The organism is Amycolatopsis sp. NPDC104587 (assembly GCF_055583645.1).
In genome coordinates this window covers 28,353-51,048 of the sequence record NZ_JBVJNO010000005.1, presented here as the reverse complement: position 1 = coordinate 51,048, position 22,696 = coordinate 28,353, and the positions used below count along the sequence as shown (strand labels likewise).

General features: G+C 72.4%; 27 protein-coding genes. 18 read left to right on the top strand and 9 right to left on the bottom strand.

All coding sequences use genetic code 11. The features are described from left to right. Positions 1–9: 9 nt before the first annotated feature. Positions 10–1,266 carry a GrpB family protein gene (locus ACZ61C_RS15715; RefSeq protein WP_465307159.1) on the top strand — a complete coding sequence of 419 codons (1,257 nt, stop codon included), beginning with the start codon at positions 10–12 and terminating at the stop codon, positions 1,264–1,266. Here the strand turns inward: ACZ61C_RS15715 and ACZ61C_RS15710 are convergent. Then, entirely contained in the window at positions 1,253–1,912 is a 660-nt protein-coding gene (locus tag ACZ61C_RS15710) for a TetR/AcrR family transcriptional regulator (protein WP_465307157.1), read from the bottom strand. The two genes, ACZ61C_RS15715 and ACZ61C_RS15710, sit on opposite strands and share 14 nt — an antisense overlap. A 25-nt stretch (positions 1,913–1,937) precedes the next feature. Beyond that, positions 1,938–2,375 carry a hypothetical protein gene (locus ACZ61C_RS15705; protein WP_465307155.1) on the bottom strand — a complete coding sequence of 146 codons (438 nt, stop codon included), beginning with the start codon at positions 2,373–2,375 and terminating at the stop codon, positions 1,938–1,940. Positions 2,376–2,680: 305 nt separating this feature from the next. Between ACZ61C_RS15705 and ACZ61C_RS15700 the strand changes: the two genes are divergently transcribed. Then, the gene (locus ACZ61C_RS15700; RefSeq protein ID WP_465307153.1) at positions 2,681–3,775 is read left to right on the top strand and encodes an endonuclease/exonuclease/phosphatase family protein; all 1,095 of its coding nucleotides are present in this window, start codon (positions 2,681–2,683) and stop codon (positions 3,773–3,775) included. Between the two features lie 4 nt (positions 3,776–3,779). Further along, entirely contained in the window at positions 3,780–4,712 is a 933-nt protein-coding gene (locus tag ACZ61C_RS15695; RefSeq protein WP_465307151.1) for a D-2-hydroxyacid dehydrogenase family protein, read from the top strand. Between the two features lie 187 nt (positions 4,713–4,899). Here the strand turns inward: ACZ61C_RS15695 and ACZ61C_RS15690 are convergent, their stop codons facing one another. The 5 genes from ACZ61C_RS15690 to ACZ61C_RS15670 all read right to left on the bottom strand — a co-directional run bounded on the left by ACZ61C_RS15690 (position 4,900) and on the right by ACZ61C_RS15670 (position 9,610). Then, positions 4,900–6,384 (bottom strand): alpha/beta hydrolase, encoded by a 1,485-nt coding sequence (locus ACZ61C_RS15690; RefSeq protein WP_465307149.1) that lies wholly within the window; start codon positions 6,382–6,384, stop codon positions 4,900–4,902. Further along, positions 6,381–7,196 (bottom strand): serine hydrolase domain-containing protein, encoded by an 816-nt coding sequence (locus ACZ61C_RS15685; protein WP_465307147.1) that lies wholly within the window; start codon positions 7,194–7,196, stop codon positions 6,381–6,383. The genes ACZ61C_RS15690 and ACZ61C_RS15685 overlap by 4 nt, the downstream gene beginning before the upstream one ends. Positions 7,197–7,278: 82 nt before the next feature. After that, positions 7,279–7,545 carry an HPr family phosphocarrier protein gene (locus tag ACZ61C_RS15680; protein WP_013224593.1) on the bottom strand — a complete coding sequence of 89 codons (267 nt, stop codon included), beginning with the start codon at positions 7,543–7,545 and terminating at the stop codon, positions 7,279–7,281. Positions 7,546–7,586: 41 nt separating this feature from the next. Further along, on the bottom strand, positions 7,587–8,825 hold the full coding sequence (locus ACZ61C_RS15675; protein WP_465307145.1) for a PTS transporter subunit EIIC: 1,239 nt from the start codon (positions 8,823–8,825) through the stop codon (positions 7,587–7,589). Further along, entirely contained in the window at positions 8,822–9,610 is a 789-nt protein-coding gene (locus ACZ61C_RS15670) for a GntR family transcriptional regulator (RefSeq protein WP_364529260.1), read from the bottom strand. The genes ACZ61C_RS15675 and ACZ61C_RS15670 overlap by 4 nt, the downstream gene beginning before the upstream one ends. Positions 9,611–9,695: 85 nt before the next feature. On the opposite strand from ACZ61C_RS15670, the gene ACZ61C_RS15665 reads away from it, so the two are divergent. Both ACZ61C_RS15665 and ACZ61C_RS15660 read left to right on the top strand, forming a co-directional pair. Further along, positions 9,696–10,094 (top strand): PTS sugar transporter subunit IIB, encoded by a 399-nt coding sequence (locus tag ACZ61C_RS15665; RefSeq protein WP_465307143.1) that lies wholly within the window; start codon positions 9,696–9,698, stop codon positions 10,092–10,094. Next, positions 10,091–10,546, top strand: a complete 456-nt coding sequence (locus tag ACZ61C_RS15660) for a PTS sugar transporter subunit IIA (RefSeq protein ID WP_465307141.1) — start codon at positions 10,091–10,093, stop codon at positions 10,544–10,546. The genes ACZ61C_RS15665 and ACZ61C_RS15660 overlap by 4 nt, the downstream gene beginning before the upstream one ends. Positions 10,547–10,615: 69 nt before the next feature. Here the strand turns inward: ACZ61C_RS15660 and ACZ61C_RS15655 are convergent, their stop codons facing one another. Next, positions 10,616–11,053, bottom strand: coding sequence for a QcrA and Rieske domain-containing protein (locus ACZ61C_RS15655; RefSeq protein WP_465307139.1), 438 nt, complete (start codon positions 11,051–11,053; stop codon positions 10,616–10,618). Between the two features lie 105 nt (positions 11,054–11,158). On the opposite strand from ACZ61C_RS15655, the gene ACZ61C_RS15650 reads away from it, so the two are divergent. The 10 genes from ACZ61C_RS15650 (at position 11,159) to ACZ61C_RS15605 (ending at position 19,722) form a co-directional block, all read left to right on the top strand. Continuing rightward, on the top strand, positions 11,159–11,527 hold the full coding sequence (locus tag ACZ61C_RS15650) for a hypothetical protein (RefSeq protein WP_465307137.1): 369 nt from the start codon (positions 11,159–11,161) through the stop codon (positions 11,525–11,527). Between the two features lie 4 nt (positions 11,528–11,531). Beyond that, positions 11,532–12,044 carry a sigma-70 family RNA polymerase sigma factor gene (locus ACZ61C_RS15645; protein ID WP_465307135.1) on the top strand — a complete coding sequence of 171 codons (513 nt, stop codon included), beginning with the start codon at positions 11,532–11,534 and terminating at the stop codon, positions 12,042–12,044. Further along, positions 12,041–12,682, top strand: coding sequence for an anti-sigma factor family protein (locus ACZ61C_RS15640; protein ID WP_465307133.1), 642 nt, complete (start codon positions 12,041–12,043; stop codon positions 12,680–12,682). Before ACZ61C_RS15645 ends, ACZ61C_RS15640 begins: the two co-directional genes overlap by 4 nt. 283 nt (positions 12,683–12,965) lie before the next feature. After that, the gene (locus tag ACZ61C_RS15635; protein WP_465307131.1) at positions 12,966–13,586 is read left to right on the top strand and encodes a prepilin peptidase; all 621 of its coding nucleotides are present in this window, start codon (positions 12,966–12,968) and stop codon (positions 13,584–13,586) included. Positions 13,587–13,634: 48 nt separating this feature from the next. Then, positions 13,635–14,822 carry a chorismate synthase gene (gene aroC, locus ACZ61C_RS15630; RefSeq protein ID WP_465307129.1) on the top strand — a complete coding sequence of 396 codons (1,188 nt, stop codon included), beginning with the start codon at positions 13,635–13,637 and terminating at the stop codon, positions 14,820–14,822. Beyond that, positions 14,819–15,343: a shikimate kinase gene (locus ACZ61C_RS15625; RefSeq protein ID WP_465307127.1), complete on the top strand. Its 525-nt coding sequence runs from the start codon at positions 14,819–14,821 to the stop codon at positions 15,341–15,343. The genes aroC and ACZ61C_RS15625 overlap by 4 nt, the downstream gene beginning before the upstream one ends. Positions 15,344–15,351: 8 nt before the next feature. After that, complete coding sequence (gene aroB / locus ACZ61C_RS15620; RefSeq protein ID WP_465307125.1) at positions 15,352–16,461, top strand: 3-dehydroquinate synthase; 1,110 nt, start codon at positions 15,352–15,354, stop codon at positions 16,459–16,461. Continuing rightward, positions 16,458–16,889 carry a type II 3-dehydroquinate dehydratase gene (gene aroQ, locus ACZ61C_RS15615; RefSeq protein ID WP_465307124.1) on the top strand — a complete coding sequence of 144 codons (432 nt, stop codon included), beginning with the start codon at positions 16,458–16,460 and terminating at the stop codon, positions 16,887–16,889. Before aroB ends, aroQ begins: the two co-directional genes overlap by 4 nt. Further along, positions 16,886–17,800: a GNAT family N-acetyltransferase gene (locus tag ACZ61C_RS15610; protein WP_465307122.1), complete on the top strand. Its 915-nt coding sequence runs from the start codon at positions 16,886–16,888 to the stop codon at positions 17,798–17,800. Before aroQ ends, ACZ61C_RS15610 begins: the two co-directional genes overlap by 4 nt. A 440-nt stretch (positions 17,801–18,240) precedes the next feature. Then, positions 18,241–19,722, top strand: coding sequence for a beta-xylosidase (locus ACZ61C_RS15605; protein ID WP_465307120.1), 1,482 nt, complete (start codon positions 18,241–18,243; stop codon positions 19,720–19,722). A gap of 113 nt (positions 19,723–19,835) precedes the next feature. Here the strand turns inward: ACZ61C_RS15605 and ACZ61C_RS15600 are convergent, their stop codons facing one another. After that, entirely contained in the window at positions 19,836–20,447 is a 612-nt protein-coding gene (locus ACZ61C_RS15600; RefSeq protein ID WP_465307118.1) for a B-4DMT family transporter, read from the bottom strand. 90 nt (positions 20,448–20,537) lie between these two features. On the opposite strand from ACZ61C_RS15600, the gene ACZ61C_RS15595 reads away from it, so the two are divergent. The 3 genes from ACZ61C_RS15595 to nusB are packed head-to-tail and all read left to right on the top strand — an operon-like array spanning position 20,538 to position 22,678. Further along, positions 20,538–21,614 (top strand): M24 family metallopeptidase, encoded by a 1,077-nt coding sequence (locus ACZ61C_RS15595; RefSeq protein WP_465307116.1) that lies wholly within the window; start codon positions 20,538–20,540, stop codon positions 21,612–21,614. Between the two features lie 45 nt (positions 21,615–21,659). After that, entirely contained in the window at positions 21,660–22,223 is a 564-nt protein-coding gene (efp, locus tag ACZ61C_RS15590; protein ID WP_323335269.1) for an elongation factor P, read from the top strand. Next, the gene (nusB, locus tag ACZ61C_RS15585) at positions 22,223–22,678 is read left to right on the top strand and encodes a transcription antitermination factor NusB (protein WP_465307114.1); all 456 of its coding nucleotides are present in this window, start codon (positions 22,223–22,225) and stop codon (positions 22,676–22,678) included. Before efp ends, nusB begins: the two co-directional genes overlap by 1 nt. The last annotated feature ends 18 nt before the right edge of the window (positions 22,679–22,696 follow it).

Here is a 22,696-nt window from a genome sequence, read left to right as displayed (position 1 = left end):
TCTACCGGAATGACCAGCCAAGAAGCGCTCGACGACGGCCGGCTCGCGAACGCCTGGGTCGGCGGCGAACCGCCGAAGCTCAACTCGACCGTGACGCTCGCCGAGTACGACCCGGAGTGGCCGAAGCTCTTCGAACGGGAGGCCGAGCGGATCCGCGGGGCCCTGGGGGAGCGGGTGCTGGTGCTGGAGCACGTCGGGTCGACGTCGGTGCCGGGGCTGTGCGCCAAGCCGATCGTCGACATCCTCCTGGAGGTGCCGGACTCCGACGACGAGGCCGCCTACGTCCCGGCGTTGGAGGCGGCGGGCTACCGGCTCGTGATCCGCGAGCCGGACTGGGAGAAGCACCGGTGCTTCAAGGGCCCGGACACGAACGTCAACCTGCACGTGTACTCGCCCGGCAACGGCCAGACGTCGCGCTACCGGCTCTTCCGCGACCGCCTGCGGTCGCACCCGGAGGAGCTGGAGCGGTACGCGGCGAAGAAGCGTGAGCTGGCGGCGCGGGAGTGGAAGTACATCCAGAACTACGCCGACGCCAAGACGGAGGTGGTCGAGGAGATCCTCGGCCGCGCCCGGGCCGCGCAGTACGATGCCTACAGCGAGGCCTACGCCGAGCACGCGGAAAAGTCCGTCACCAACGCGTTCTACGACCGGCCCGCGATCGTGGAGCTGGCCGGCGACGTCGAGGGCAAGCGGGTGCTCGACGTCGGCTGCGCGGCCGGGCACCTCAGCGCGCTGCTGGCCGGGCGGGGCGCGGACGTCCTCGGCGTCGACGCCAGCGTGGGCATGATCACCGTCGCCCGCCGCAAGTTCGGCGACGCCGCCCGGTTCGAGGTCGTGGACGTCAGCGGACCGCTGCCGCTGCCGGACGGCTCGATCGACGTCGTCACGGCGTCGCTGGTGCTGCACTACCTGAAGGACTGGGCCGCCACCCTGGCCGAGTTCCGCCGCGTCCTGAAGCCGGGCGGGCGGCTCGTGTTCTCGGTGCACCACCCGGGCGAGGACTGGCGCTGGTTCGAGAAGGACGACTACTTCCGGCTCGAGCTGCTCGAGGACGACTTCGGACTGGGCGGCCTCGAACACCCGGTCCAGTTCTACCGGCGCCCGCTGAGCTGGACGTTCGCCGCGGTCCGCGACGCCGGGTTCGCCGTCGACCGCCTGGAGGAGCCGATGCCGGTTCCGGAGGCGGCCGAGGCCGATCCGAAGTGGACGGAGAAGCTGCGGACCACCCCGCGGTTCCTGTACTTCCGCGCGGTCAGTCCCGCTTAGCGAGATCCTGGATCAGGTCGACGATCTCCCGGCTGACGGGGCGGAACACCCGCAGCCGGGAGAGCGCGGCCAGCCGGGCCAGCAGCGGGACGCTGCGCTCGACCAGCATCCGGCTGCGCTTCTCCCCGGCCGAGCGGTCGTGCACCCAGAACAGCACCACGCCCATCTGGAACAGCCACAGCAGCTCCGGCAGCTGGGCGCGCAGCTCCGGGTCGAGCTTGACGTCGGAGCCGTCGACGACCTCGCGCATCAGCTCGATCGACGCGTCGCGGGCGGCCGCGGACTCCGGGCTGAACGGGCTCAGCGGGGACTCCGGGTCGGCCGCGTTGACGAAGAACTGCGTGCCGAAGCGGTGGTAGGGCTCGGCGAGGTCGAGCCAGCACAGCAGCACGGCCTTCAGCCGCTGCGCGAACCCCGGCTCGTTCGCCAGCAGCTCGCGGGCGGCGTCGAGGTGCAGCCGCGCGATCTCGTCGTAGAACCCCTGGATCAGCTGGTCCTTGGACGAGAAGTAGTAGTACGCGTTCCCGACCGAGACGCCGGCCTCGGTGGCGATCGCGCGCATCGTCGTGCGGTCGTAGCCGTTCTCGGTGAACAGCCGCATGGCGGTGGTGACGATCAGGGACCGCGTTTCCTCGCTCTTCGGCACGCTCTGCACGTTAGCGCCGGGCACGTCAGGGCGCGGGGAAGGGCGGGACCGGCTGGCCCGGCGCGCCGGGGTAGGGGACGGGACGGCCGGCGAGCACCGGCTGCGGCGCCGGCTTGGGGGCCAGGTGGCGGCGCCGGATGCCGTTGAACACCAGGACGTTGAACAGGTGCATGACCCCGAGGACGAGCGCGACGACGCCGACCTTCACCGACAGCAGCTCGAACACCTCCCGGGCGGTGCCGACGGCGGCGTGGCTGGTCAGGAACAGCGTCACGAAGCCGAGGCTGATCAGGTAGAAGCCGACGACCAGCAGCTGGTTGACGGCGTTGGCCAGGCCGGGGCTGTCTTCGAAGACCTCGGTGAGGAAGGTGCGGCCGTGCTTGCTGAGCGTGCGGGCGACGAGCACCGTCAGCGGGATGCTGATCAGCAGGTAGAGCGCGTAGGCGACAACAACGGGTTCCATGGTCCCTCCTTGTTTTGAACGTGTTCAAGAGGAACGGTAGCGCTCTTTTTGAACGCGTTCAAGAGGGCTGGGTCACGTTGTCCGTTCACCTGGCGCTCACCCGGGACGGGGTTTCGCCGCATAGGGTGTCGCCCGACTGGGAGGTACTCACCGTGAAACGCATCGCCGCCGGGCTGACCGTCGCCGCGCTCGTCGCGCTCTTCGTGCCCGCCACCGCTGAAGCGAGCTTCGGGACCAATGTCCGCTTCGCCACCTTGAATTAGAGCTGGACGCGAAGCGTCTCCGTTGAGGGCGGTGGCGGGGGCATGGATGGAGCCTCGCTCAACCGCGCGGCCGCCGGGCAGCTCGTCACCGACCTCTCGACGCCGGGCAACGCCCAGGCCCAGGAGGTCGCCGAGGTCGTGCAGCGCAACCGCGCCGACGTCCAGCTGATCAACGAGTTCGACTACGTGCCCGGCAACCGGGCCGCGGACCTGTTCCGGAAGAACTACCTCGCGGTGGGCCAGCACGGCGCGAAGCCGATCGACTACCCGTACGCCTACACCGCGCCGGTGAACACGGGCGTCCCGACCGGCTTCGACCTCGACCGCAACGGCACCATCGGCCTCGGCAACGACGCGCAGGGCTTCGGCACGTTCGAAGGCCAGTACGGGCTGCTCGTGCTCTCGAAGTACCCGATCGACTTCGCGCACGCGCGGACCTTCCAGAAGTTCCTCTGGAAGGACATGCCGGGCGCGCTCCTGCCGGACGACCCCGCGACACCGGCGCCGCACGACTGGTACAGCCCCGCGAAGCTGAACGTGCTGCGGCTGTCGTCGAAGTCCCACTGGGACCTGCCGCTGAAGGTCGGCCGCTCGACGGTGCACTTCCTCGTCTCGCACCCGACACCGCCGAGCTTCGACGGCCCGGAGGACCGCAACGGCACCCGCAACAACGACGAGATCCGCTTCTGGGCCGACTACGTCACGCCGGGCAAGGGCGGCTACATCTACGACGACCGCGGCCACCGCGGCGGCCTGGGCGCGTCGGAACGCTTCGTCGTCGCGGGTGACAACAACTCCGACCCGCTCGACGGCGACAGCGTCCCGGGCGCGATCGACCAGCTGCTGAACGCGCGCCGCGTGATCCAGACGCACCCGGGCAGCCGCGGCGCGGTGCTGGCGTCCCAGGCCCAGGGCGGCGCGAACGTGGGCCAGAAGAGTAACCCGTTCTACGACACGGGCGACTTCAACGACGTCGCGCCGGGCAACCTCCGCACGGACTACGTGCTGCCGTCGAAGGGGCTGCTGCCCTGGCAGGCGGAGGTGTTCTGGCCGGTGCCGGCCGACCCGCTGTCCCGGCTCAACGACGCCTCCGACCACCACTTGGTCCGCGTGGACGTGCTCGTGCCACTACGGTGATCCCATGCGGATCGCCATCCTCGACGACTACCAGGACGTCGCCCTGACCTTCGGTGACTGGGACTCGCTGAAGGCCGACATCACGGTCTTCACCGAGCCCCTCACCGACGTCGTGGGGCAGCTGCGGGGCTTCGACGCCGTCGTCGCGATGCGCGAACGCACCCGGTTCCCGGCCGAGGTGCTCGACCGGCTGCCCGACCTGAAGCTGCTCGTCAGCACCGGTCCGCGCAACGCCGCCATCGACGTGCCGGCCGCGCAGCGCAACGGCGTTGTCGTGTGCAAGACCGGCTACCTCGGTGCGCCGACCGCCGAACACACCTGGGCGCTCATCCTCGCCGCGTCGCGGAACCTGCCGCAGGAGTTCCGGTCCATGCGCGAGGGCGGCTGGCAGACCGGGGTCGGCACCATGCTGCACGGCAAGACCCTCGGGCTGCTCGGCCTGGGCCGGCTCGGCTCGGGCGCGGCGAAGATCGGGCAGGCCTTCGGGATGGAGACCATCGCCTGGAGCCAGAACCTCACGCCGGAGAAGGCGGAGCCGCACGGCGTCACGGCGGTGTCGAAGGACGAGCTGTTCGCCCGCTCGGACGTCCTGTCCGTCCACCTCGTGCTGAGCGGGCGCACCCGCGGCCTGGTCGGCGCGGCGGAGCTGGCGGCGATGAAACCGGGCGCGCTCTTGGTGAACACTTCGCGCGGCCCGGTCGTCGACGAGAACGCGTTGGTGGACGCCTTGCGGCGCAAGGCGATCCGGGCCGCGCTCGACGTCTACGACATCGAACCCTTCCCGGCTGACCATCCACTGAGGACACTCGACAACGCGACCCTCACTCCGCACATCGGCTTCGTCGCGCGGGAGGTCTACGAGATCTTCTACGGTGACGCCGTCGAGGACATCGCGGCTTTCCAGGCGGGGGAACCGATCCGCGTCATGGCGCAGTAGTGGTGTGCGGCCCGCCGGGGCCCGAGGTCCCCGCACCGGCCCGGCGGCGGGCTCGCACCCCTGGATCACACCACCCGCGCAGTGCCTCCGGCAGGGTCCAAAGACCCTGCCGGCGTCGGCCGTTGGGCTGAACGACCCGCTCTCGCGGGGAGTGAGTGAGATACCGGACCGGAAAACGGTTGCTCCCTCACGGGAACGGGACCGCGTCCGGCGGGCACGTCGTCCCCGCCGCCGGCGCGGCCAGATCGGTCAGGTAGCGCACCACGGCCGCCGACGCGCACGCGCTCGGCGCGTCCAGCGAGGTGTGCCCGTACCCGTCGACGACCAGCACCCGGCCGTCACCCAGCTCCGCCGCCGTCGCCTGCGCGTTGTGCAGCGGGGTCGCCGGGTCGAACCGGTTGTTCAGCACCAGGACCGGGTTCTTCCGCGCCCGGTTCCACGGCCCGGTGTACCGGTCTTCGTCGTGGGCGGGCCAGCCGACGCACTGCGCCATCGAGAACACCGAGCCCAGCCCGAAGTACGGCTGCCGCGCGCTCTCCCGGGTCGCCAGCGCCGCGTAGTCCGCCGGCGAGGACGGGTTGTCGCTGTCGACGCACTGGACGGCCAGGAAGCCGGGGGAGTGCGTCGGCACATACGGGTCGAGCACCGCCGAAGCGGGCGCCGGATCCGCCGGCATCGCCGCGAGGGTCTGCGCGAGCCGCTTCCACCGCCCGGACTGGTAGAGCGCGCTGTCGACCGTCTTCATCAGGCCGCCGACACCCGTGGTGCGCGACGCCCGCGCGAAGACCCCGGCGAACCTCGCCTTCGGGTCGCCGCCGGAGAACGCGCACTTCGGCCCGGCCGCGGCGCACACCGTGAAGAACTGGTCCAGCTCCTGCTGCTGGGCCCCGGCGACGTCGGCGCGGACGTCGACCGGCTGCTTCTCCTGGCCCGGCTTCCCGGTGGCGTTGGCGACCAGGTCGAGCGTGCCGTCGAGGGTCATCGCGCGGACCTTGTCCGGGAACAGGTTCGCGTACGTGCCGCCGAGGTACGTGCCGTAGGAGTAGCCGTAGAGGTTCAGGGCCGGGTCGCCGACGGCCTGGCGCAGCAGCTCCAGGTCGCGCGCCACGTTCGCCGTCGACAGGTGGGCCAGGAGGTCGCCGGAGCCCGCCGCGCAGGCCTTGCCCGGCGCCGCGCTCGCCGCGAAGAAGGCGTCCGGCTGCCGCAGCGGTGACCCGGGCGGCGGCGCGTGGTCGGCGCCGGGGCAGCTGATCGGCGCGGACCCGCCGATCCCGCGCGGGTCGAAGCTCACCAGGTCGAAGCGGGCCTTCAGCTCGGCGGGGTACCGCGCCGCGAACCGCGTCAGCTCGCCGACCCCGTCGGTGCCCGGGCCGCCGAAGTTGAAGAACAGCGAGCCGAGCCGCCGTCCCGGATCGGTCGCCGGCAGCCGGATCACCGACAGCGTGACGGCCTTGCCCTTCGGCTCGCGGTAGCTCAGCGGCACGGACGCGGGCGCGCACTGGAAACCGCCGTGGCAGGGCGTCCAGCGCAGGGCGGGCACGGCGGCGCCGTTCGTGCCGAGGGCCGGGAGAGCTTCGGCGGCGGCCGGCGACGGCGAAGGAGGCGGCGGGGCGGCCGTGGGCGCGCTGCAGGCGGCGAGCAGGAGCAGCGGCGCGGCGAGAAGGCGCTTCACGCGCTCAATTCCGCCAGCACGGCGTCGGTGTACCGCGGCCAGACCTCGGCCGCCCAGGGGCCGAACGCGCGGTCGCTCAGCGCGACGCAGGCGGCGCCGGCGTCCGGGTCGACCCAGAGGAACGTGCCCGACTGGCCGAAGTGCCCGAAGGTCCGCGGTGAGCTGGCCGAGCCCGTCCAGTGCGGGCTCTTGTGGTCGCGGATCTCGAAGCCGAGGCCCCAGTCGTTGGGCTTCTGGTGGCCGAACCCGGGCAGCACGCCGGACAGGCCGGGGAACACGACGTTCGTGGCCGCGGTCACGGTGGCCGGGTCGAGGAGCTTGGGCGCCTGCAGCTCGGCGGCGAAGGCCACCAGGTCGTCCACAGTGGACACCGCGCCGGACGCGGGCGAGCCGTCGAGGGTGGTCGCGCCCATGCCCAGCGGCGCGAACAGCGCCTCGGCCTGGTACTGCGCGAACGGGATGCCGGAGTGCTCGGCCAGCGCGTCGGCGAGCTGCTCGAAGCCGGCGTTGGAGTAGAGGCGGCGGGTGCCCGGCGCGGCCATCGCCTGGTGCGCGTCGAAGGCGAGCCCGGAGGTGTGCGCGAGCAGGTGCCGCACGGTCGAGCCCTCGGGCCCGGCCGGGGTGTCGAGCTCGACGACGCCCTCTTCGACCGCGATGAGCGCGGCGTAGGCGGTCAGCGGCTTGCTGACCGAGGCCAGCCGGAACTGCCGCGCGGTGTCGCCGTGGCGGCCCACGACACTCCCGTCGGCGGTCACCACGGCCGTCGCGGCGTTGTCCACCGGCCACTCGTCGATCAGGCGCACGCTGTCCATGCGTCCACCCTACGAAACGCCACGAAGGCCTCCGCACCGGTGTCGGGGGACCGGTGCGGAGGCCTTCGTGGGGTGTTCTACCTCAGGCGTCGAGGTCGGTGGCGACCAGCTGGGCGACCGCTTCCACGGCCTCCTCGGCGCCCTCGCCCTCGGCGCTGATGACGACCTCGTCGCCGTACCCGGCGGCGAGCGTCATCAGGTTGAGCACGCTGCCGGCAGCGACCGGGCTCCCGCCCGCCTTGGCGATCTGCACCGCGACGGGCTGCGCCGCGGCCGCCTTCGCCACCAGCGCGGCCGGCCTGGCGTGCAGGCCCACCTTGCTTGCCACGGCGACGCGTTTCTCCGGCATGTTCGTCCTCTCGCTACAACGGGGTTACGTCGTCAAAGATCTTACGCGGCGGCGGTGCGCTCGAGGTCCGACTCGATCGAGTCGTCCTCACGGCCCGGCGTGCGCAGGTTGAACTTCGTGATCGCGAAGCGGAAGACCACGTAGTAGATCACCGCGTAGACCAGGCCGATCGGCACCAGCAGCCACGGCTTCTGCGCCGCCGGAGCACCCAGGTTCAGCAGGAAGTCGATGCCACCCGCGGAGAAGTTGAAGCTCTGGTGGATGCCCAGCGCGTTGCAGATCGCCAGCGAGGTGCCGGTCATGATCGCGTGGAACAGGTACAGCGGCCACGCGACGAACATGAACGAGAACTCGATCGGCTCGGTGACACCGGTGAGGAACGAGGTGAGCGCGCCGGCGATCATCACACCGCCGACGACCTTCTTCTGCGCCGGGCGGGCCGTCTGCCAGATGGCGAGGGCGGCGGCGGGCAGCGCGAACATGAAGATCGGGAAGAAGCCGGTGGTGAACGCACCCGCCGAGGTCTTGCCGGCGATGAAGTTCGGGATGTCGCCGCCGTCGAAGATGAACCAGATCGGGACGTTCAGCAGCTGGTGCAGACCGACCGGGATGAGCAGCCGGTTCAGCGCGCCGTAGATGCCGCCACCGATGACCGGGGAGGAGGTGACCGCGCTGCCGGCGGCCTGGATGCCCTGGTCGACCCAGTGGAAGACGAGACCGAAGATCACGCCGAGGATCACCATGGCGGCGGCGGTGATGATCGGGACGAACCGGCGGCCACCGAAGAACGCCAGGTAGGCGGGCAGCTTGATGCGGTGGTACTTCTGCCACAGCAACGCCGCCACGACGCCGACCACGACACCGGCGAGCACGGAGTAGGGCCACTTGATCGGCGCCAGCTCGGTCGCGCCCGCCTTGTAGCCGGGCAGGTCGGCCAGCGGGGCGAACACCTGGACGACGGCGCTGAAGACGAAGAAGCCGACAACCGCGGCGACCGCGGTCGAGCCGTCGCCCTTGCGGGCGAAGCCGACCGCGATGCCGACGGCGAACAGCAGCGGCAGCCAGTTGAACAGGACGCCGCCGCCGGCGGCGAGCACCGAGGCGACCTTGTTCCAGCCGAGGCCGTCCTTGCCGAGCATGTCGTCCTGCCCGAACCGCAGCAGGATGCCCGCCGCCGGGAGCACGGCGATGGGGAGCATGAGGCTACGGCCGAAGCGCTGAAGACCGGCGAGGCCTCCGCCGCCCTTCTTCGTCGCCCCTTCCGCGGTGGTGGAGCTCATCTGGATCCTCCATAGTGGGGTGGTTGACCGGGTTCCGGGGTGTTCCGGTCCAACTGCATGGTCACCTGGTAGTGATCTCCCCGGTACCAGGACGTGATGTCTTCGATGGGGTCGCCGTTCGCGCTGGAGACCCGGCGGAACACGAGCAGCGGGCTGCCGGCGCGCATGCCGAGCAGCCGGGCCGTCTCGCGGTCCGCTCCTTCGGCCCAGACGGTCTGCCACGCCTGGTCGGGACGCACGTCGTACGTCTCGGCCAGCTGCGCGTAGATCGACTGGGTCAGGTCGAGCTCGAGCAGGCCGGGAGCCCGGCCCGCGTGGTACCAGCCCCGTTCGACGGCCAGGGGCACGCCGTCGGCGTGGCGCAGCCGCACCAGGTGGTGCGCCGGGGCGCCCTCGGTCAGGCCGAGGGCGTGGGCCGAGGCGGTGGGTGGGACCTCGGTGGCGGCCGACACCACCTCGGTCGTCGGGGTCAGCCCCCGCCTCCGCATGTCGTCGGTGAACGACATCAGGTACAGCTGCAGCTCCATCCGCCGGGCCGCGGTGAACGTGCCTTTGCCGCGGACCCGGGCGAGCAGGCCCTCCTCGACCAGCTTGCCGATCGCCGATCTGACCGTGAGCCGCGACACGCCGTAGCGTTGGGCCAACTCGCGTTCCGACGGGATCGGCGCACCCGGCGGGAGCTCTCGCTCCACCGTGCGGCGGAGGATTTCCCGCAGCTGGGCGTGCTTGGGCGTGGGCCCGTTTACGACCCGGTCGGGTGGCGGGACGTGCGCGGCCGCGCTCATCGGCGTCACCCTCCTCGTTCTCGGTTCACCGGGGGACCGGTGCTCGCGTCCGGACCGGAACATTGGTACGTTCCGGTCTAGACCAATGAATCTGATGGGGCAGGATGCTCCGCCGCGCGGACGGGTGTCAACCACCGTTATCCGTTCGTGGCCCGCGGCGGGGTGCATGCCGACGAACGGCGTAGTACAGGTGGACACGCGGTTCGCGTCAGGTTGGGAACAAACAGCGATCAAGGAGACCGCGATGGCGGATGACAGGCCCGAACAGATCCTCGCGGCACTCGGCGGCGCGGGCAACCTCACCGAGATCGAAGGCTGCATCACGCGGCTGCGCTGTGAGGTCGACGACATGGGTCTCGTCGACGAGGCGGCGCTGAAGAAGGCCGGCGCGATGGGCGTCGTCAAGATGGGGTCCACGGCCCTGCAGGTGATCGTCGGGCCGGAGGCGGACACGATCGCCAGCGACATCGAGGACCTGCTGTGAGCCTCGAGATCCTCAGCCCGGTCGCCGGGCGCGTGGTGGCGATCACCGAGGTCCCCGACCCGGTGTTCGCGGAGGCGATGGTCGGCCCGGGCCTCGCGGTGCAGCCCGCGGGCGGCCGGTCCGACGCGGTCGCGCCGGTCGACGGCACGGTCGCGACGCTGCACCCGCACGCCTACGTCGTCGCGACCGACGACGGCAAGGCGGTGCTGGTGCACCTGGGAATCGACACGGTCAAGGAGAAGGGCGAGGGCTTCACGCTGCACGTCGTCAAGGGCGAGCAGGTGCGGGCCGGCCAGCCGATCGTCAGCTGGGACCCGGAAGCCGTGACCGCGGCGGGGTATTCGGCGATCGTCCCGGTCGTGGCGCTGGACGCCTCGGCGGACGTGCTGTCCGGTTTGGACGGCGAGCGCGACGTCACCGCCGGCGAGCGGCTGTTCGCCTGGGACGCCTGAGTTCTTTCTGTCACACGAAGGGCCCTTGCGGACGACCGTCCACAAGGGCCCTTCGTGCCGACCGGCCCGTCAGCCGGTGACGACCTTCCCGTTCTCGACCTTGACCGCCACCGACGGCAGCGGCTTGTTCGCCGGGCCCTGCTTGACCTCCCCGGTGAGCGCGTTGAAGACCGAGCCGTGGCACGGGCAGACGAGGTCGGCGCCCTTCGGCGCGACCGTGCAGCCCTGGTGCGTGCAGATCGCGCTGAAGGCGGCGCACGCCGATTCGGACGTCCGGGCCACGATCACGTCGGAGCCGTCCGGGGCCTTGGCGGCCTTCGCCTGCCCGACCGGGACGTCGGCGAGCGCGACCAGAGGCGTGCCCGCGGCGATCGGGGCCTGGGCGGTGCCGGACTTGGCGTCGTCCGACGAGCCACAGGCGGTGAGCGCGACGGCGCCGACGGCGGCGCCGGCGACGGCGGCACCGGTGGTGAGGACGGTGCGGCGGGAGTGCAGTTCGGCAGTCATGCCCTAATGAACGAGATCGACACCGCATCGGTTCAATCCGCGGTGAACCGGATCGGCCCCTGTTCCGTGTATCTACCCGAGTGGGTGTGGAGCGGAGGAAAGATCATGGTGGGTTGGGTTCTGCGCATCGTCGTGGCGGCCGCGTTGCTGGGCTCGGCGGGCGTGCACTACTTCCTGTGGACCGAGGACTACCCGGGCATCGTCGGCCCGTTGTTCCTGCTGGACGCGATCGGCGGGCTGGTCATCGCCATCGCGGTGCTGGCCTGGCGGCACTGGCTGCCCGCGCTGGGCGCGGTCGGCTTCGGGGTGCTGACGCTCGGCGCGTACGTGCTGGCCGCGACGGTCGGCTTCGCCGGCAACCACGACCAGTTCACCAGCCAGCCGGAGTACTGGGGTGTGATCACCGAGGCGGTCTGCATCATCGGCGGTCTCGCCCTGATGTTCGTGAAGGACCGGCGTCGAGTAGCGGCCTGAGCTCGTGGGGGAAGTCGCCGAAGACGCGCTGATGCGCGCCCTGCACGAGGAGCACGCGGGCGCGCTGTGGTCCTACGCGCTCCACCTGACCTCCGGTGACCGGATCCGTGCCGAGGACGTCGTCCAGGAGACGCTGCTGCGGGCCTGGCGGTCGACGACGGTGCTGGACCAGTCGACGGGCTCGGCGCGGGCGTGGCTGTTCACCGTCGCGCGGCGCATCGCGATCGACGGCTGGCGCTCGGCGTCGGCCCGCTCGGAGGTGGTCACCGACCAGCCGCCGGAGCGGGCCGTGGCGGACGGGACCGACCGCGCGGTGCAGGGCTGGCTCGTCGCGGAAGCCCTCGCGGAGCTGTCGGAACGGCACCGCGAGGTGCTGCTGCTGTGCTACTTCCAGGGGTACTCCGTCGCCGACGCGGCGGAACGGCTCGGCGTGGCCGAGGGGACGGTCAAGTCGCGTACGCACTACGCGTTGCGCGCGCTGCGTCTGGTGTTGGAGGAGAGGGGGGTGACCCAGTGAGCGAGGACCCGTTCGCGACGTTCGACGCGGCGTACGTGCTGGGGGCGCTCGCCCCCGAGGACCGCCAGCGCTTCGAGCAGCACCTGCGGGAGTGCGACCGGTGCGCGGCTTCGGTGCGCGAGCTGGCGGGCCTGCCGGGGCTGCTGGCCAGGGTGGACACGCCGGCCGCGGTCTTCGACGCCGGGCCGCCTCCGCCGGAGCTGCTGCCTTCGGTGCTGCGCCGCGTCCGGCGCGGGCGGCGGATCCGGTTCGCGGTGACGTCGGTGTCGGCCGCGCTCGCGGTTTCGGCGTGCGTCGCGCTCGGCGTGGTGGCCGCGTGGCCGGCGCCGTCGGGCCCGCCGGCGATCCAGATGACGGCGCTGGGCCAGTTCCCGGTGCGCGCGGACGCCCGCCTCGACACGTTCGACTGGGGCACCCAGGTCGACATGTCGTGCAGCTACACGGGCGGCCGCAGCGGCGGCGACTACCTGCTGGTGGCGATCGCCCGCAACGGCACGGAGACGGTACTGGCGACGTGGAAGGCGGTCCCGGACAACACGGCCCGCATCGTGATCGGCACGGCCCTGCAGCGGTCGGACCTGACGGCGCTGGAGGTCCGCGGCGGAAGCGGCCGCCCCCTGCTCCGCCTGTCCCTCTAGTCCCGCTGGTCCCGCTCGGCCCGCTCGTCCGGCTCCGCCGGACGAGCGGCCCACTCACCTCCTCTGGGCACGTGTCGTCCACCCAGGTACGCGAGTCGTCCCTCCAACCACGCGTGATGCCCCCTCAATCACGCTTGATGCCTCTCCAATCACGGGTGTTGCCCCTTCAATCACGCCTCCCCGGCCACCCACAGGAGTGAAATCCACCCCGGAACGCAGCGAACGGTCCGTTCGTGACGCCCGCCGTTTGCCCTGCTCAACCCGCCCGCCGCACGCTGGACCCATGACCTCCCCGATCCTCGTCACCACCGCGGCGGCCACAGCGGCCGCCGCTACCGCACCCGTCACCGCGGCCCTGCTGAAACGCGCCGCCGCGCCGATCCCCGTCGCGGCCACCGCGGTCCTCGCCGCCCTCGGCGTGGCCGTGGTCACGACCGCCCGGCTCGCCGGCGCCCTCCCCGGCTGGTGGCTGCCGGTGCCCGTCCTGCTGACCGTCGTCGCGGTCCCGCTCGCCTTCGCCGACCTGCGCCACCTCCGGCTCCCGGACGTGCTCACCCTCCCCGCCTACCCGCTCTTCGGCGCCGCCGTCGGAGCGGCCGCGCTCGGCGGCGGGGGCCCGTCGCTCGCCGTGCGCGCTGCCATCGGCGCCCTGCTCTTCGGCGGCACTCACGCGATGGTCCGGCAGGCCGCGCCTCGAAGCCTCGGCGCGGGTGACGTGAAGCTGTCCGGCAGCCTCGGCGCCGTCCTGGGTGCGGCCGGCTGGCCCGCCCTCGCGCTCGCGGCCGTCCTGGCGGCGCCGCTCAGCCTGGCCGTCGCGATCGTGCGGGGACGCGGCCGCGTGCCGCACGGTCCGGCCCTGCTCACGGCCACCTGGCTGTGCGCGATCTTCCCGGCCGCGCAGTGACCGGAACACGTTTCCGCCCCCGTCGGCGCCCGTGACAGGATTGAGGACATGTTGCGCTGGATCACCGCAGGTGAATCGCACGGACCCGCGCTGGCCGCCGTGCTCGAAGGCATGCCCGCCGGCGTGGGGGTCACCACCGCCGACGTCACCGAGCAGCTGGCCCGGCGCCGCCTCGGCTTCGGCCGCAGCCCGCGGATGGGCTTCGAGACCGACCACATCGACTTCCTCGGCGGCGTCCGCCACGGCCTCACCCAGGGCGGCCCGGTCGCGATCCAGATCGAGAACGCCGAGTGGCCCAAGTGGGAGCAGGTGATGGCGGCCGACCCGGTCGACCCGCAGATCCTCGAGGGCCTCGCGCGCAACGAACCGCTCACCCGCCCCCGCCCCGGCCACGCCGACCTGCCCGGCATGCAGAAGTACGGCTTCGACGAGGCCCGCCCGGTCCTCGAACGCGCCAGCGCCCGCGAGACGGCGTCGCGGACCGCGCTCGGCACCGTCGCCCGCAACTTCCTCAAGCAGCTGCTCGGGGTCGAGATCCTCAGCCACGTCGTCTCGATCGGCGGCGCGGACGCGCCCGAAGGCCCGCTGCCGGTCGCGGCCGACCTGCCCGCCATCGACGAGAGCCCGGTGCGCGCCTTCAGCCAGGAGGGCACCGACGCGATGGTCGCCGAGGTCGACGCCGTGCGGAAGGCGGGGGACACCGTCGGCGGCGTGATCGAGGTCCTCGCCTACGGGCTGCCGCCGGGCCTCGGCTCCCACGTCCACTGGGACCGCCGGCTCGACGCGCGGCTCGCGGGCGCGCTCATGGGCGTCCAGGCGATGAAGGGCGTCGAGGTCGGTGACGGCTTCACCACCGCCCGCCGCTGGGGCAGCCAGGCGCACGACGAGATCGACCGCGGCTCCGGCCCGGTCGGCGTCACCCGCCGGTCGAACCGCGCGGGCGGTCTGGAAGGCGGCATCACCAACGGCGAGCCGCTGCGGGTGCGCGTCGCGATGAAGCCGATCTCGACCGTCCCCAAAGCACTGTCCACTGTGGACGTCAAGACCGGTGAGCCCGCGGTGGCCATCCACCAGCGCTCGGACGTCTGCGCGGTGCCACGCGCGGGAGTCGTGCTGGAGTCGGTGGTGGCGCTCGTCCTCGCCGACGCCGCGCTGGAGAAGTTCGGCGGCGACTCCCTCGTCGAGAGCAAGCGCAACGCCGAGGCGTACCTCAAGGCCCTCGAGGAGCGGTGGTGAGCCCTCGCGCGGTGATCGTCGGGCCGCCCGGCTCGGGCAAGAGCACAGTCGGGCCGATGCTGGCGGCGGCGCTCGGTGTCGCGTTCCGGGACAGTGACGACGACATCGTCGCGCGCGCCGGGCGCAGCATCTCCGACATCTTCGCCGAAGACGGCGAACCGGCCTTCCGGGCGCTGGAAGCGGAGGCCGTCGCCACGGCGCTGGCGGAGCACGACGGTGTTCTGTCCCTCGGTGGCGGCGCGCCGCTCACGCCCGGCACCCGGGCCCGGCTCGCGGAGCACACCGTCGTGTTCCTGAACGTCGGCCTCGCCGCCGGCGTGCAGCGCACCGGCCTGTCTTCCGCGCGGCCGCTGCTGGCCGGGGTGAACCCTCGCGCCACGTTCAAGAAACTGCTCGACGAGCGGGTGCCCGTCTACCGCGAGGTCGCCACCGTCGAGGTCGTCACCGACGACCGGACGCCCGCCGAGATCGTCGCGGACCTCGCGGCGGAGCTCGTCGTCCCCGCCGAAGCCAAGGAGTGAGTCACCCGATGTCCGACCCGGTGCGCATCCCGGTCGCCACCGCCCATCCCTACGACGTGGTGATCGGGCGCGGCCTGCTCGGCGACCTCACCACGCAGCTGGCCGACGCCTCGAAGATCGCGCTGATCCACCCGCCCACGCTGACCACCACCGCCGAGGCGATCCGCGAGGAGCTGAACGCGGCGGGCCTCGACGCGCACCGCGTCGAGATCCCGGACGCCGAGGACGGCAAGGCGCTCACCGTCGCCAGCTTCTGCTGGGAGGTGCTCGGCCGGATCGGGCTGGACCGCCGCGGGGTGGTCGTCGGGCTCGGCGGCGGCGCCGTCACCGACCTCGCCGGGTTCGTCGCGGCGACCTGGATGCGCGGGGTGCGGCTGGTCAACGTGCCGACGACGCTGCTCGGCATGGTCGACGCCGCGGTCGGCGGCAAGACCGGCATCAACACCGAGGCGGGCAAGAACCTCGTCGGGGTGTTCCACGAGCCGAGTGCGGTGTTCGTCGACCTGGCGACGCTGGAGACGCTCCCGCCGAACGAGCTCGTCGCCGGGATGGCCGAGGTCGTGAAGACGGGCTTCATCGCCGACCCGCGGATCCTCGAGCTGATCGAGGCCGACCCGGCCGCCGCGCTCGACGCGACCGGTGACGTGCTGGCCGAGCTGGTCCGCCGCTCGATCCAGGTGAAGGCCGACGTCGTGGCCGCCGACCTGCGCGAGTCCGACCTGCGCGAGATCCTCAACTACGGCCACACCCTCGGCCACGCCATCGAGCGCCGCGAGCGGTACCGGTGGCGCCACGGCGCCGCGGTGAGTGTCGGGCTGGTGTTCGCCGCCGAGCTCGCGCGGCTGGCCGGGCGGCTCGACGACGCCACCGCCGAGCGCCACGCCGCCGTGCTGAAGCTGCTCGGCCTGCCGACGACGTACGACGCCGACGCGCTGCCCCAGCTGCTGGAGACCATGAAGGGCGACAAGAAGACCCGCTCGGGGGTGCTGCGGTTCGTCGTCCTCGACGGCCTCGGCAAGCCCGGCCGGCTCGAAGGCCCCGACCCGTCGCTGCTCGCGGGCGCCTACTCGGCGATCGCCGCCGACGCCCCGAAGGCCGGCGGGAGCGTGCTGCTGTGAAGGCGTTCGTGTTCAACGGCCCCAACCTGGGGCGGCTCGGCAAGCGCGAGCCGTCGGTCTACGGCTCGACGACCCACGACGACCTCGCCGCGCTGTGCGTCAAGACCGGTGAAGAGCTAGGGATCGAAGTCGAGGTCCGGCAGACCGACTTCGAAGGCGAGCTGGTCGGCTGGCTGCACGAAGCCGCCGACGGCGGCAACCCGGTGGTCCTCAACGCCGGCGCGTGGACGCACTACTCGATCGCGGTGCGCGACGCCGCGGCGCAGCTGAGCGCGCCGCTGATCGAGCTGCACATCTCGAACGTGCACAAGCGGGAGGAGTTCCGGCACCACAGCGTGCTTTCCGACATCGCGACCGCGGTGATCGCCGGTCTCGGCGTCGACGGTTACCCGCTCGCCCTGCGGTGGCTCGCCGCGCACCCGGGATGACACTGCCGACGCTGACGACGGCGCGGCTGCGGCTGCGGCAGCTGGTCGAGGCCGACCGCGAGGCCGTGGTGAAGGTGTTCGCAGACCCGGAGATGAGCCGCTTCTTCGCGGCGGACTTCTCCGACCCGGCCGCGGCGGGCGCGATGGTGGACCGCCGCCTGGCCTACCGCGGCCCGGCCGGCCAGGGCCACTGGGTGATCGAGCGCGACGGCGAGGTCGTCGGCGTCGCGCACCTGCGCCCGTCGACGGAGCTGCCGGGCGGGGTGGCCGAGCTCGGCTACTACGTGACGGGCGCGCACACCGGGCAGGGCCTGGCGACCGAGGCCGCCCGCGCGCTGCTGGACCACGGCCTGGGCGCGCTCGGGCTCCCGGCGGTGTGGGCGCTGGTGCACGAGAACAACGCGGCAAGCCGGAAAGTGGCCGGGCGCCTGGGTTTCCTCGACGTGGGCACGGGCGTCCACTACGGCGACCTGCACCGTGTGCTGGTGGCGCTCCCGACCGAGCACGGGCGGCCGCACCACATCGAGCTGTGGGCGCCGGACCTCGCGGCGGCGGAGCGGAGCTGGGGCTGGCTGCTCGGCGAGCTCGGCTGGCGGGAGTTCCAGCGCTGGCCCGCGGGAGTCAGCTGGCGGCGGGGCGGAACGTACCTGGTGGTCGAGGCATCACCGGCACTGAGCGCAACAGAGCACGAGCGCACCCGCCCGGGTCTGAACCACGTGGCGCTGCACGTGGCCACCCGAGCCGAGGTCGACGCCCTGGCAGAGCAGGCCCCCGACCACGGCTGGCGCCCGCTGTTCGCGGATCGCTACCCGTACGCGGGCGGCGAAGCGCACTACGCGGCTTACCTCGAGAACGACGCGGGCTTCGAGGTCGAGCTGGTCGCGATGGAAGGCCCGCCACCGCCCGTGTGAGGCGGCCCGACCGCCCAGCTGCAAGCCGAGTGCACCACCGACCGGCCACCTGAGGCGGCCGCGGCCCATCGGCGGTGAACCGTGGATCGGCTCGGCTGGTCATCTGAGGCGGCCGTGCTGCGTCGTCGGCGAATCGGGCTTCGGTGCGGCTGGTTACCTGCGGCGGCCGCGGCCCGCCGCCCGGCGAACCAGGGAGCGCCGCCGGGCAAACCAAGCGCGAGGCGTGCGCTCGTACCCGCAAACCGGATCGTCGCAGCTCCGCCGCCCGGCAACCAAGATCCTTGCCGCACAACGCCCCCAGCCACCCCGGCGCACCGATCGAGGCACAAACGATCAGGCGACCCCCGACCGGGAGCGTCATCACTCGGTCGGGGGCGCTCTCGCTACACTCCGGTGTCGTGCGCCCGTTTCGTCGTGGGGGTCGGCGACCCGCTCGTGCCTTGCTCGTCAGTGCGCTGGCGGCGTTCCTGGTCGCGGGCTGCACCCAGGGTTACGCCCAGCCGCAGGCAGCGGGGGACCAGCCGGCCATCGCGGGCGGGAAGACCACCGCCCCGCCGCGGCCGATCGACGTCAAACTTCCTTCGGGTGACCCTCGGCAGAGTGGCGGGGTGATCGCCGCCGGTGGGGCGGATGCCGTTTACAACTACGGGCCCTCCGTCATGCTGGACCATGGGCAGACCCGGATGTGGTGGTGCAGCCAGTACGGCGGCGCCGGACCCGCCGGGGACGACATCCTCTACGCCCAGGCACAGTCGATCGACGGCCCCTTCACCGCGCCCGGGGGCGGGATCCCCGCTGCCGTCTTCTCCGGGGCGCCCGGGCAGTTCGACGGCATGCACACCTGTGACCCGTCCGTGTTACGGGTCGGCTCGACGTACTACCTCTACTACACCGGCGCCGCCGGTGACCACGCGCTCGGGAACGCCGTCGGGCTCGCGACCAGCACCGATGGGGTGCACTGGACGCGGGCGGCGAACGGGCGGCCGATCCTCGGGCCGTCGCACGACGTGCACCGCGCGAACGTCTACGGCGCCGGCCAGCCCTCGGCCGTCTACCTCGACGGCTGGTTCTACCTGATGTTCACCGACACCACCGGCCGCGCCGCCGGCTGGAACGGCGCCGGGCAGTTCGTGCTGCGCTCGCCCGACCCCGCGTTCGGCGGTGGGGTGCAGGCGCTGGACGTCGGCGGGTTCGTGCCGGTCTCGTCCACGGCGGCGCCGCGCGGCCGCTCGGTCGTCGACGGCTTCAGCGCCGACCTGATGTGGGTGGGCGCGCTCGACGCGTTCGTCGTCGCGCACGAGACCGACGCCGGGACCACGCTCACCTTCTGGACCGCGGACTTCACCGAGAACCCCTTCCGGCCGGTGGTGGTCCCCGGGCCGTGGAAGGAGGGCCCCGGGCTGGTGCGCCGGTCGGACGGGCACGCGCCGCTGTCGTCGGCCGACCCGTGCGACCGGGTGCCGTTCGACGTCGTGCGCGCGACCGCGATCGGCACCGCCGGCGCCCCGACCGGCCTGCGCCACTTCGGGCTGGACCTGCAGGACAGCCAGGCCTGCGCGAACCCGGCCCGGGTGGCCGCGACGTTCGACGGGGTCACGATGCCCTCGCCGGAACGCACGATGGACCTGGTCCGCGCCGGGAAGCGGGTGCGGGTCGACCGCCGTGCGGTGGCCGCGGCCCTCGCCGGCGAACTGCTGGAGAAGGCGCCACTCGCGGTCGGCGCCCTCCCGGTGGCGGCGCGGCTGCGCTCCGGCGCGGAGGCGGTCCAGGCGCCGGGCCGCGGGTACGCCCTGGTCCTCGACGACCGCCGGCTGTGGCGGGTCCCCGACCCCGGGGTGGTCGCGGGCAACGCCTCGACGGCCCGCCCGCTGACGGCGGCCCAGTGGGACGGCTACCCGCGCGGAGCTTCCCTCGCCGGCTGAGACCCGCTGAGACCCCACTGAGCCGGCGCCTGCCCGGTCGGCAAGCGTCACTTTCCCTGAGAAAGTGATCCGGAGTTCCCGCTCCGGGGGGCACATTCGGGGGAAATCGAGAACTAGCCGCGCGGAGCTTCCCTGGGCGGCTGACGGCGCCGCATCGGCCGTGGCGGAGTCCCGGAGCCATCGGTCCGGTCGCCCGCGGCCATTGGGCGGCCGGAGCCGTCGGCTCGATCGCCCGCGGCCACCGGGCGGCGAGCAGGCCGGGGCCGAGGCCGCGGCGAAGGCGCCTCCGCCGGTTCCTCGACCGGCTCGTCAACCGAGTCTTCCGAGACCGGCCGAGAACGCCCGATCCGCCCGCCGACGAACAACCCCAGGCCCGCCGGGACCAGCACCAGCAACGCCGAGAACGCCGCGCCGCCGGTCAGTGCGCCGCCCAGCTCCGAAATCCCCGTCTGGTCGACGAACACCGCGCGCCCGATCACGTACAGGACTCCGGCCACCGGGCCGGCGATCAGCGCCGAGATGAACCAGACCTTGCCCCGGTCGGCCAGCCCCCGCCAGGCGTCCAGGGCGCTCCACAGCGCCGCGGTGCCGACCAGCACCGCGAGCGCCACCGACACCACCAGCGTCTGGTCGGTGGGGTGGTAGACGGCGTACTTGGCGAGGAGGGTGATGGCCGCGCCGTGGAGCACCGCCATCCCGAGCCCGCGAATCACCCAGGCGCTCATCCTGCGGAGTGTAGGCCAGGTTACTGGCGAGTCGCTTCCCGGCGCGGAAGGCGACGAAGGTTGCCCGCCCGGCCCACTAGGCTGGACGTCGTGCCTGAAACCCATGGACGACGCCGGGCGGCGCTGCACGGGCTTCTGACCGAAGCCGGCCTCGACGCGCTGCTGGTCACCGATCTGCTCAACATCCGCTACCTGACCGGCTTCACCGGCTCGAACGCCGCCGTGCTGCTGCGCGCCGAAGGCGACGGGAAGACGCTCTTCTGCACCGACGGCCGCTACACCACCCAAGCGGCCGCCGAGGTCCCCGACCTCGAACGGGTCATCGAACGGCCCAGCGCCGACGCGCTCGTCCGGCGCGCCGGGAAGGCCGAGCGGGTCGGCTTCGAGAGCCAGCACGTCAGCGTCGAGGAGTACGAGACCCTCCGCGAGCACCTCGCCCTCGAGCGGACGCCGGGGCTCGTCGAGCGGCTGCGGCTGGTCAAGGACGAAGCCGAGGTCGACGCGCTGCGCCAGGCGTGCGCCGCCGCGGACCGGGCGCTGGACGACCTCGTCGCGGCCGGCGGGCTGCGGCCCGGGCGGACCGAGCTGGAGGTGGCCCGTGACCTGGAGAACCGCATGCTGGAGCACGGCTCGGCCGAGCCCAGCTTCGCCACCATCGTCGCCGCCGGCGCGCACTCGGCGATCCCGCACCACCAGCCCACGCACGCCGAGCTGAAGCGCGGGGACTTCGTCAAGCTGGACTTCGGCGCGACCGTCGACGGGTACCACTCCGACATGACGCGCACCTTCGTCCTCGGCGCGCCCGCGGACTGGCAGCGGGAGGTCTACGACCTCGTGCACGCCGCGCAGGCGGCCGGCGCCCGGGCCGTTGCGCCGGGCGCCGATGTGTCCGAAGTGGACGCCGCGGCGCGCGGCGTGATCGCGGACGCGGGCCACGGCGAGCACTTCGCGCACGGTCTCGGACACGGCGTCGGCCTGCAGATCCACGAGGCACCGAGCCTGGCCGCGACGGGCGTCGGTACACTGTCCGCCGGTATGGCGGTCACCGTCGAGCCCGGCGTCTACCTCGCTGGGCGCGGTGGCGTGCGCATCGAGGACACGCTCGTCGTGCGGGCCGGGGAGCCCGAGCTCCTCACCCTGAGCACCAAGAACCTCGTGGTCGTCTGACAGCGGCCCCGAACCCGAAGATTCGACACAGGAGACTGCAAGCTCGTGGCCACGACCAACGACCTGAAGAACGGGCTCGTCCTCAACCTCGAGGGCCAGCTGTGGACCGTCACCGCGTTCCAGCACGTCAAGCCGGGCAAGGGCGGCGCCTTCGTGCGCACGACGCTCAAGCACGTGCTCACCGGCAAGGTGGTCGACAAGACGTTCAACGCGGGCACGAAGGTCGAGACGGCCACGGTGGACCGCCGGAACATGACCTACCTGTACAAGGACGGCCAGGACTTCGTGTTCATGGACGGCGACACCTACGACCAGATCACCGTGCTGGCCGCGGTCGTCGGCGACAACGCCAACTACATGCTGGAGAACACCGAGGTCCAGGTCGCGGTGCACGAGAACGAGGCGCTCTACGTCGAGCTCCCGACCTCGGTCGAGATCCTCATCCAGCACACCGACCCGGGCCTGCAGGGCGACCGCTCGACCGGCGGCACCAAGCCGGCGACGCTGGAGACCGGCGCGGAGATCCAGGTCCCGCTGTTCCTGTCCACCGGCGAGAAGATCAAGGTCGACACCCGTGACGGCCGTTACCTGGGCCGCGTCTCCAGCTGATGCCGACTTCGAAGCCCCACCCGAACCGCGGCGGCGCGATCAGCCGGCGGCAGGCGCGCCGTCGCGCGGTGGAAATGCTCTACGAGGCCTCGCAGCGTGACGCCGACCCGGTGACGCTGCTGGCCGACCGCGTCGGGGCGACCGAGGTGGACCCGATCGGGGACTACACGATCAGCCTGGTCGAGGGCGTCACCGCGCGGAAGACGCAGATCGACGAGCTGCTGGCCGAGCACGCGCAGGGCTGGACCCTGGAGCGGATGCCGAAGGTCGACCTCGCGGTGCTGCGGGTCGGGGTCTACGAGCTGCTCTGGGCTGAGGACGTGCCGGACCCGGTCGCGATCGACGAGGCCGTGGGCCTCGCGAAGGAACTGTCCACGGACGACTCACCGCGGTTCGTCAACGGCGTGCTGGGCCGGATCGGCACCATCGCCGACCGCCTCCGCGCCGTTCTCTAGGTGCTGCGAGCCCCCCGA